Genomic DNA, 7626 nt, shown 5'->3' on the forward strand with positions numbered 1-7626 from the left:
GTCCCACCCTCCCCTTTCCAGGGGCCGAGGGACAAGGGATCGCGGCGGCAACGTCACCCCGGCCGGACTGCCGGTCACCGGCAACATGCGAGGACGGCCGGGGACCCGAGTAATGAGACCGCGGATCGGGGGCAAGGGCGTCAGGGAGAGGAGGGGGCGAAGTCGTCTCTTGTCCGCCACGCTGTCGTGGCGGCCCACCTCATCGACGGGCCCCGCACGCCGGAGCGGGACGGACGCACAGGCCCGCGCGGCGCCCAGGACCACGAACGAACGCAACCGAGAGCGCATCCAGGTGATCGCGATGAGACTCTCCAAAGGGGAACAGCGGGCCCTCGAAGAGATCGAGGAGCGGCTCGCCTTCGAAGACCCGGATCTCGACGCCCTCCTCGCCAGGACGTACCAGGGCGAGCCTCCTCCGCCCAAGGAATGGCGAGGGCCTCGCACCGTGCCCGGCTACGTGTGGCGCGTCACCGTCCTGATCGGCGTGTGCGTGTTCCTCATCGTCGTGGGGCTGCTCCTCACGACGCCCGGGTGAGCCGGCGCGCGATGTCCCCCGGCACCCGGCGCCGGTGGAAGGGCGCGCCGGCCCACCAGTACAGGTGGCCCAGCAGGCCGCGCGGGTGGAAGATCGCGCGCTGCCCGTACACGGTCCTCCCCTGCTCCTCTCGGCAGGTCAGCTCCAGCCACGCCAGGCCGGGCAGCCGCGTCTCGGCGCGCAGCCGCAGCAGGCGGCCAGGCACGATCTCCTCCACCCGCCAGGAGCCCAGCGTGTCCCCCACGCGCAGCCGCCACAGGGCGGCGGGCGGCGCCGGCACGGCGCGGCTGCGCTCGTTCGCGTACAGCACTCCGCCTGCCCAGTCCGGGTCGGTCGGCAGGGGGTCGCTCGGGGCGCCGGGGGCCCGGGCCGACGTCCAGCGGGTGGCGACGTCGGCGTCCTTGATCCGGCGCAGCGCCAGGTCCACAGCCTGCTCGAACGCGACCAGCCCGTCCGGCGGGTCGGGGACGTACCGGGCGATGTCGTGCTCGCGGCAGACCGTCTCGTTGCGCAGCGACTCCACCAGGGGACGCGCCACCCGGGCCGGCACCGGGGTGACCAGACCGACCCAGAGGCTCGACAACCGCGGCGTGAGCACCGGCACCGGGATGATCAACCGGCGCGGCAGGCCCGCCACCGCGGCGTACCCGCGCATCATGCCGGCGTACGTCAGGACGTCGGGGCCGCCGATGTCGAACGCCCGGTGCACGTCCGGCGGCAGCCGCGCGCAGCCGACCAGGTAGCGCAGCACGTCCCGGATCGCGATCGGCTGCGTCCTGGTACGCACCCAGGAGGGCGTGGTCATGGCCGGCAGCCGCTCGGTCAGGTAGCGCAGCATCTCGAACGACGCCGATCCCGAGCCGATGATGACCGCGGCACGCAGCACCGCCGTCGGAACGCCGGAGCCCAGCAGGATCCGCGCCACCTCTTCCCTGGACCGCAGATGCGGCGAGACCTCACCGCCCGGCGTGAGGCCGCCGAGGTAGACGATGCGGCGCACACCCGCCCTGCGGGCCGCCGCGGCGAACGTCGAGGCCGCCGCGCGATCCCGGGCGGCGAAGCCGCGTCCCGACCCCATCGTGTGGACGAGGTAGTACGCGACGTCCACGCCCTCCAGCGCCTGACCGGTACGCAGCGGATCCGTCGCGTCGGCCACGCCGACCTCGACCCGCCCGCACCAGGGCCGCTCACGCAGCCGGGCAGCGGAACGCACCATGCAGCGGACCGCGTGGCCCGCGCCGAGCAGCTCCGGCACGAGCCGTCCCCCGATGTAGCCGGTCGCCCCGGTCACCAGACATCGCGCCATCGCCATCCCCCCGCGAACGCGCCTCACCGCCGACTGCCCGCCCAGGGCGGGTCCTACACCGCCCGCCCGGCCAGTGCCGGTCGCGAGGAGGCAGAGGCCGCGCGGCGCGGGTCACAGGCGCTCGAACCCGCGCATCCGCTCCCAGTCCGTGACCGCGGTCTCGAACGCCGCCAGCTCCGCCCGCGCCGCCTGCGCGTAGTGGCCCACCACCGCGTCGCCGAACACCTTGGCGGCCAGCTCGCTCGTCTCCCAGCGGCGCAGCGCCTCCGTCAGTGCGGTGGGCAGCCGGGGCACCGACGGGTCGGCCAGGGCGTTGGCCGTGTGCGGGGCGGGCAGGGGCAGCCGGTTCTCGATGCCGTGCAGGCCGGCGGCCACCATGGCGGCGACGGCGAGGTAGGGGTTGGCGTCCCCGCCGGGCACCCGGTGCTCGATGCGCAGCGACGCGCCTGAGCCGACCACGCGGATGGGGCAGGTGCGGTTGTCCCGGCCCCACGTGATGCCGGTGGGGGCGAACGCGCCGGGTTGGAGCCGCTTGTAGGAGTTGACGTTCGGGGCCATGAGCAGGGCCAGCTCGGGCAGGCAGGCGAGCTGACCGGCCACGAAGTGCCGGAACAGCTCCGACGACCCGTCGGCGGACTCCTCGTCGGCGAAGACCGTGGCGCCGTCCGTACCGCGCAGCGACAGGTGGACGTGGCAGGAGTTGCCCTCGCCCTCGTCGAACTTGGGCATGAACGTGAGCGCCACACCCTCCTGCCCGGCGATCTGCTTGGCGCCGTTCTTGAACAGGACGTGCTTGTCGCAGGTCGCCATGGCCTCGTCGTAGCGGAAGACGATCTCGTACTGGCCGGGGTGGCACTCCCCTCGGGCGGTCTCCATGGGGAGCCCGGCGCGCACCATCTCGCGGCGGACGCGGCGTACCACCGGTTCGATCTCGGCCAGTCCCTGCAGGGAGTAGTCGACGTTGTAGCGGGTGCCCGTTTCCAGGCCGTGGTAGCGGCGTTCCCAGGCGTCCCGGTACGTGGTGCGGAAGACCAGGAACTCCAGCTCGGTCCCGGCGAGCGCGGTCAGGCCGTGTTCGGCCAGCCGGTCGAGCTGGGCGCGCAGCACCCGGCGCGGGGCCACCTCGACGGGCTCGCCGCCCGGCCAGACGGCGTCGGCCAGGACCAGCGCGGTGCCGGGGTCCCACGGCAGGGCGCGCAGGGTGGCCGGTTCGGGGCGCAGCACGAAGTCGCCGAAACCGGATTTCCAGGCGTCAATGGCGTAGCCGGGTCCGGTGCCCATCTCCACGTCGGAGGCCAGCAGGTAGACGCAGGCGCCGAAGCCCTGCCGGGAGACCTCGTCCAGAAAGTACGGCACGGACAGCCGGCTGCCCTGGAGGCGGCCCTGCAGGTCCGGCACGGCGACGATCACCTCTTCGATCCGCCCGGCCTCGGCCTCGGCGCGCAGCTGCTGGTAGGTGAGCGCTGTCATCGGGTCTCCTCCGTGCGGGCGAGCGGGTTGGCGACCGTGCCGTGGACGACGTCGAAGCCCTCGTCGCGTTCGGCGCGGTCGTGGAAGCCGCCGCCGAGCAGCTGCTCCCGGTTGAGCGCCACCCGGCCGAACTCGGGGGCGAACAGGCCGAACGCCTCCGCGCGGCCGGCCAGCTCGGGGAAGCCGGCGTGGTAGCGCTCGATCTCCTCGCGTACGAAGCGCCAGAACTCGGGCTCCGGCACGCCGAGGTGCTCCTCCACCAGCGGCGCGAAGAACCGGAAGTGGCCGGCGAAGACCGCGCTGAGCAGCGAGTGGGCCAGCTCGCGGGCGGGCCAGCGCAGCAGCACCTCGCGGGCGCGGCCGGACAGGGCGGCGTACTCGGGCAGGTCGTCCGGCAGCAGGTTGACGTCCTCGGCGAAGTCCTTGACCGCGATGCCGGCGGGGACGTCGGCGGTGTCGTACAGGATCACGGTGTTCTCGCCGTGCGGGCAGTAGGCGACGCCGTATCGGTAGAGGTGGTGCAGCAGGCCGGGCAGCAGCGCCGACAGGAGCCGGGCCAGCCAGGCGCGCGGATCGAGCCCGGAGCGCTCGACCAGCTCCGCCACCAGGGCGCGGCCGTCCGACCCGACCTTGAGCAGGGCGGCCATGGTGCGCGCCCGTTCGCCCGCGCCGAGCAGCGCCGTCACCGGCTCGCGCCAGACCGCGCCGAACAGCTCGTGGTAGCGGTACGGCGCGTCGCGCACGGACTCGTACAGCGGGTGCCGGACGGCGACGGAGGCGACTTCTCCGAGCGGGTGGAAGCGCAGCTCGTCCCGCAGGTACGGGTCGGCGGCGCGCAGCCCGTGCAGCCAGGCGCTCACGTCGGGCGCCGCCCGGGTCGGCTCGGTGGACAGCCCCCGCCACACCAGCGTGTTGCGGATGAGCAGCGGCACCTTGACGTTGCGCCGGTCGGGGCGGTCCAGGTTGGCGAGGGTGCGGACCGACTGCAGCGGGCGGTAGCGGTCGGGGCCCTCGCCGAGCAGCACGATCCGCCCGCCCGCCAGGTACGGGGCGAACAGCGGCGCGACGGCCTCGTCCCAGTGAAACGGGTGCACGGGCAGCCACGTGAACCCGGCGGGGTTCAGGTCCGTCCCGGCCTCCAGCGCGACGGCGAACCGCTTGCGTGTCTCTTCGTCCAGTTCCTCGCCCAGCAGCGTCTCCTGGTCCAGCCCGGGCCCTCCGGAGTATTCGGCCAGCGACCCGTGCACGGCCGCCCACAGCAGCCGCACCGACCCGGCCGCCTCGGGGGCGTAGGCGGCGGCGTCCGAGGCGGCGAACCCGAGCCTGCCCTTGTTGAGCAGCATGCAGGGGTGCCCCTCCTGCTGTGCCTCCAGGTCCAGGTGGTCGAGGTCGGCGAGCCGGGCGGCGGGCAGGGCTCCGGACAGCAGCCGCGCCTCGGCCTGCCGGGTGGCGGTGAGCTCGCGCAGCACCTCCGCAGTGGCCGGGCCGTCCCAGCCGAGGACGTGACGCGCGTCGAGCAGCAGCAGTTCCGGGCCGGCCTCGCCGTCGGCGGGGGCCGGGTGCCGCCGCAGCGTGCCCTCTTCGACGCGCCAGGCGCCGAACGTGCCGCGCGCGGCCCGGAACGTCCAGCACACGCCGTCGCCCAGGTCCAATCGGTACGCGCCGGGCCGGCCCGGCGCGGGCTCGGGGACCAGCAGTTCCTCGTAGGCGAACTCCTCGACGGCCTTGACGAGCAGGCGGCGGCCGGCCCGCTCCCAGGCCTCACGGGCAGAGAGGTTCATCGGGGGATCTCCTTGACAACGGGTCGCCGTGCGGCCACGACCGCGGCGAGCAACGGACGACGGCGGCCAGGACGCGTCCGTCGTCGGGGCGGTGGTCACGTCAGCGAGCTCTCAGGGGTGGCGGCCTCCATCGCGCCGGGCAGCCGGGGCGCCCCGAACGTCGTCCACGCCGCCCGCGCGGGCACCGGCACCACGGTGCGGCCGGCGACCGCGTTCAGGATCCTCGCCGCCCGCCACGCGCCCAGCGTCAGGTCCGGCGCGCCCACGCCGTGGCTGTGCATCTCGGCGTTCTGGGCGAACACCGCCCCGGACACGCGCGGGTCCAGCGCCACCCGGTAGTCGCCGTCCACCTGGTAGCGGCCCTTGGCGTCCCAGTCGATCAGGTCTGCCAGCGGCTCCAGGAACGCGGGGCGGGCGGCGGCGTACCCGGTGGCCAGCACCACGGCCGAGGTGCGGACCTGGAAGAACGCCTCCTGCTCGCCGTGGCGGCAGGTCAGGGCGTACCCGTCGCCGTCGGCCGCGGCCGAGACCACTTCCACGCCGGGGTGCAGCGCCGCGCGCGGCTCGGCCCCGCCGATGGTCCGCTCGTACAGCTCGTCGTGGATGTCGCCGAGCGTCTCGGCGCTGACGCCCTTGTAGAGCTGCCACTGCTCGCGGACGAGCCGCTCGCGGCGGTCCTCGGGCAGGCCGCGGAAGTAGTCGACGTAGTCGGGGGTGAAGTGCTCCAAGCCGATCTTGGAGTACTCCATGGGGGCGAAGGCAGGGGTGCGGGACAGCCAGCGCACGTACGGGCCGCCCGCGCCCGTGCCGTCCTGGCGGCGCAGCAGGTCGAGCACCACCTCCGCGCCCGACTGCCCGGCGCCGACCACGGTCACGTCGCCGGCGGCGGCCAGGCGGTCGCGGTGGGCGAGGTAGTCGGCGCTGTGCAGCACGCGGCCGGCCTCCAGCAGCGGCCGCAGCGGCTCGGGCACGACCGGGACCGTGCCCACCCCCAGCACCACCTGCCGGGCGTGCGCCGTCGCGCTCGCCCCGGCCGCCGACCGGTACGTCACCGAGAACGCGCCCGCCGTCTCGTCCCAGCTCAGCGCGGTGACCTTGGCGTCGAACCGGCACGAAGGCAGCCGCTCGGCGACCCATCGGCAATAGTGGTCGTACTCGCGGCGGGGGATGTGGAAACGCTCGGAGAAGAAGAACGAGAACATCCGGTCGTGGCGGCGGACGTAGTTCAGGTACGACCACTGGCTCGTCGGGTCGGCCATCGTCACCAGGTCGGCCAGGAACGGCACCTGGAGCACCGTCCCCTCCATGAGCAGGCCGGGATGCCAGGAAAAGGCCGGTTTGGCGTCCAGGAACAGTGCGTTCACCTCCGGCACGCCGTCGCTGAGCGCGGCCAGGGACAGGTTGAACGGACCTATGCCGACGCCGAGCAGGTCGTAGGGGGCGCTCACCGCTCCACCTCCGTGAGTGGGTTCGGAAGGTCGATGTAGACGGACTGGGTGCGGACGTCGCCGACGAGCTCGTCGCGGCCGTCCACGCAGGTCAGGTAGTTGGCCTTGCAGGGCAGCGCGGGCGCGTCCAGGAGCAGGTCGAGCAGGCCCTTCGCGCCGGGCTCCGCCGCGCGCAGCCGTTCCAGCGCGGCGCGCAGCACCCGCAGCAGCGCGCCCTCGTCGGCCAGGCCGAGCGCGCCGAACGCGCCCACCAGGCCGAGCAGGTTGTTGACGCCGAGGTAGTAGGCGACCCGCTCGTCCACGAAGCCGTCGTCGAAGACCACGTCGACCTCGCCGAGCCCGGGCAGCAGCGACTCCAGCTCGGCGGCGCGAGAGGCGGCCACGTAGTAGCCCTGGCTGTCGCGGTACCAGCCGGCGCACGGCAGGCCGTCGTCGCCGAGCGCGACCAGGGTGTTCTGGTGGTGCGGTTCGAGGGCGATGCCGTACCTGGCGTGCAGGCGGATCAGGGGGACGGCGAGCACATCGAGGTAGCGGGTCAGCCACAGCGCCGCCGCCTCGCCCGGCGGCAGCCCGTGCGCGCGGACGGCACGCTCCAGCGCGGCGGCCAGCAGCGCGCGGTGCCGGGGAGGCGCGCCGTCGCCGGGGCCCGTCCGCTCGGCCAGCAGCCCGGCCACGCACAGACCCTCGCGGACGCCGCCGCGGAACGGGTTGTCACGGATCGCCGTCTCCAGGCCGGTCTCGGGGCCGGTCTGCGGGCCGTCCACGCCCGCCGACACCCAGGCGAAGTCGCGCAGGATCGCGAACTCCGGGTGCTCGGCGCGCAGCCACCCGCCTGGCCCGGCCGCCAGCAGCCGGGCCGCCCGGACACCGAGGCGCATCTCCCCGCGCAGATTGTTGCGCCGGGAGTTGGTGATCCGCAGGCCGAGGGAGAGCTTGAGCATCACGTCCGCGTCGGGGCGGTGCACAGTCCGCACCGACGACGTCGCGTACCACTCGGGACCGGACGGGCCGAGCGGCCGCAGCAGCCCCGCCTCCACCAGCGCGGCCACCTCCGGGCGGCGCAGCACCTCGCGCGCCTGCCACGGG

The 7626-nt window shown here is 74.3% G+C and carries 6 protein-coding genes; 1 reads left to right on the forward strand and 5 read right to left on the reverse strand.

Features of this window, described 5'->3' with window-relative positions; genetic code table 11:
- Positions 1 to 301: 301 nt before the first annotated feature.
- A complete protein-coding gene (locus E1286_RS48595; protein WP_165970201.1) occupies positions 302 to 535 on the forward strand; it encodes a DUF3040 domain-containing protein in 234 nt (77 codons plus the stop codon).
- Here E1286_RS48595 and E1286_RS44375 read toward each other — a convergent pair.
- The 5 genes from E1286_RS44375 to E1286_RS44395 all read right to left on the reverse strand — a co-directional run.
- Positions 519 to 1841, reverse strand: coding sequence for an SDR family oxidoreductase (locus E1286_RS44375; RefSeq protein WP_223190915.1), 1323 nt, complete (start codon positions 1839 to 1841; stop codon positions 519 to 521). The two genes, E1286_RS48595 and E1286_RS44375, sit on opposite strands and share 17 nt — an antisense overlap.
- 111 nt (positions 1842 to 1952) lie before the next feature.
- Positions 1953 to 3311, reverse strand: coding sequence for a glutamine synthetase family protein (locus E1286_RS44380; protein ID WP_132622991.1), 1359 nt, complete (start codon positions 3309 to 3311; stop codon positions 1953 to 1955).
- Positions 3308 to 5092, reverse strand: a complete 1785-nt coding sequence (locus E1286_RS44385) for an IucA/IucC family protein (protein ID WP_132622993.1) — start codon at positions 5090 to 5092, stop codon at positions 3308 to 3310. Before E1286_RS44385 ends, E1286_RS44380 begins: the two co-directional genes overlap by 4 nt.
- Positions 5093 to 5187: 95 nt before the next feature.
- The gene (locus E1286_RS44390) at positions 5188 to 6540 is read right to left on the reverse strand and encodes a lysine N(6)-hydroxylase/L-ornithine N(5)-oxygenase family protein (RefSeq protein ID WP_132622995.1); all 1353 of its coding nucleotides are present in this window, start codon (positions 6538 to 6540) and stop codon (positions 5188 to 5190) included.
- Positions 6537 to 7626, reverse strand: a 1090-nt coding sequence (locus E1286_RS44395; RefSeq protein WP_281282859.1) for an IucA/IucC family protein, incomplete at its 5' end; no start/stop codon positions are given. The genes E1286_RS44390 and E1286_RS44395, both read right to left, overlap by 4 nt.

The organism is Nonomuraea terrae (assembly GCF_004348995.1).
GTDB lineage: Bacteria > Actinomycetota > Actinomycetes > Streptosporangiales > Streptosporangiaceae > Nonomuraea > Nonomuraea terrae.

Bases quoted from the DNA above. Each gene is read 5' to 3' on its own strand.
- E1286_RS48595 (WP_165970201.1), top strand. From the start codon at position 302: ATGAGACTCTCCAAAGGGGAACAGCGGGCCCTCGAAGAGATCGAGGAG.
- E1286_RS44380 (WP_132622991.1), bottom strand. From the start codon at position 3,311: ATGACAGCGCTCACCTACCAGCAGCTGCGCGCCGAGGCCGAGGCCGGG.
- E1286_RS44385 (WP_132622993.1), bottom strand. From the start codon at position 5,092: ATGAACCTCTCTGCCCGTGAGGCCTGGGAGCGGGCCGGCCGCCGCCTG.
- E1286_RS44375 (WP_223190915.1), bottom strand. From the start codon at position 1,841: ATGGCGCGATGTCTGGTGACCGGGGCGACCGGCTACATCGGGGGACGG.